Origin of the sequence: Sphingomonas sp. RB1R13 (assembly GCF_036663775.1) — a bacterium.
GTDB lineage: Bacteria > Pseudomonadota > Alphaproteobacteria > Sphingomonadales > Sphingomonadaceae > Sphingomicrobium.
In genome coordinates this window covers 1-1166 of sequence record NZ_JAXOJM010000077.1, presented here as the reverse complement: position 1 = coordinate 1166, position 1166 = coordinate 1, and the positions used below count along the sequence as shown (strand labels likewise).

Sequence of the window (1166 nt, the reverse complement as noted above, 5' to 3'; positions counted from 1 at the left end):
CGCCGGGCTGATCCGTGCGATCGAGGATGCCCGTACCGAGGTCGACCAGGCCGCCGACGTCGCCAACCGGGCCGCCGATCAGGCGGGGCAGGCGGTCGGCATGTCGGAGATGCTGTCCGACCATGCCAAGTCGATCGAGTCGATCCTGGGCCTGATCCGCGACATCGCCGGGCAGACCAACCTGCTCGCGCTCAACGCCACCATCGAGGCGGCACGCGCGGGTGATGCGGGCCGGGGCTTCGCGGTCGTCGCGCAGGAGGTAAAGAGCCTCGCCAGCCAGACCGCGCGCGCGACCGACGACATCGCGACCAAGATTGCCGCGATCCAGGCTGCGACCCGCTCGACGGTCGAGACCAATGCCTCGATCAAGGCGACGGTCCATGAGGTGCAGATATCGGCCGAGCGGATCCGCCACGCCATGGAGGCGCAGGCCCAGACCGTCACCGCGATCACCGCCGCCGTCGACGAAACGGCGCTGGCTGCCGATTCGATGTCGCACACCATCGCCGCGATCCGCCAGGATACCGAACATGTCGCGCAGGAGATCGACCGGGTCGGGCGCGGCTTCGACCATCTCGACACGCAACTGGGCGACCTGAAGACCAGCGCCAGCCAGTTCGTCGCGCGGGTTGCGGCCTAGTCCATTCCTCCCCGGTACGGGGAGGGGGACCATGCGCAGCATGGTGGAGGGGGCGTGCCGATGAGGGCGTCCCTTGGTGCTGGCCCCCTCCGTCAGCGCTGGCGCGCTGCCACCTCCCCATGCTGGGGAGGATCGGATCAGCGTGCCTTGGCCGCCACCTGGGCGTCGACGAACTGGATCGCGCGAGCGACCGCGGCGTCGATCGTCAGGTTGGAAGTGTCGAGCGCCGCCGCGTCCGCCGCCTGGGTGAGGGGGGCTGTCGCCCGGCCGCTGTCGCGTTCGTCGCGGGCACGGATATCCGCCAGCACCTGCTCGAACGACACGTCCGCGCCGTTCTTCACCAGTTCGTTATGTCGCCGCCGCGCCCGCACCTGCGAACTGGCCTTTACAAACAGCTTGGCGTCGGCGTCGGGCGCGATGACCGTGCCGATGTCGCGCCCGTCGAGGATCGCGCCGCCCGGCTGCTGCGCGAACCGCTTCTGCCGCTGGAGCAAGGCGGCGCGGACCAGCGGATGGGCCGACACGA

General features: G+C 70.1%; 2 protein-coding genes. One reads left to right on the top strand and one right to left on the bottom strand.

Translation table 11 applies throughout. The annotated features are described in order from the left end of the window. Positions 1-640: methyl-accepting chemotaxis protein (locus U1700_RS15025; RefSeq protein ID WP_332753482.1), on the top strand; the 640-nt coding region annotated here is incomplete at its 5' end. Between the two features lie 137 nt (positions 641-777). On the opposite strand, the gene U1700_RS15020 is transcribed toward U1700_RS15025, so the two are convergent. Beyond that, on the bottom strand, positions 778-1166 hold a 389-nt coding region (locus U1700_RS15020), incomplete at its 5' end, for a (d)CMP kinase (RefSeq protein ID WP_332753481.1).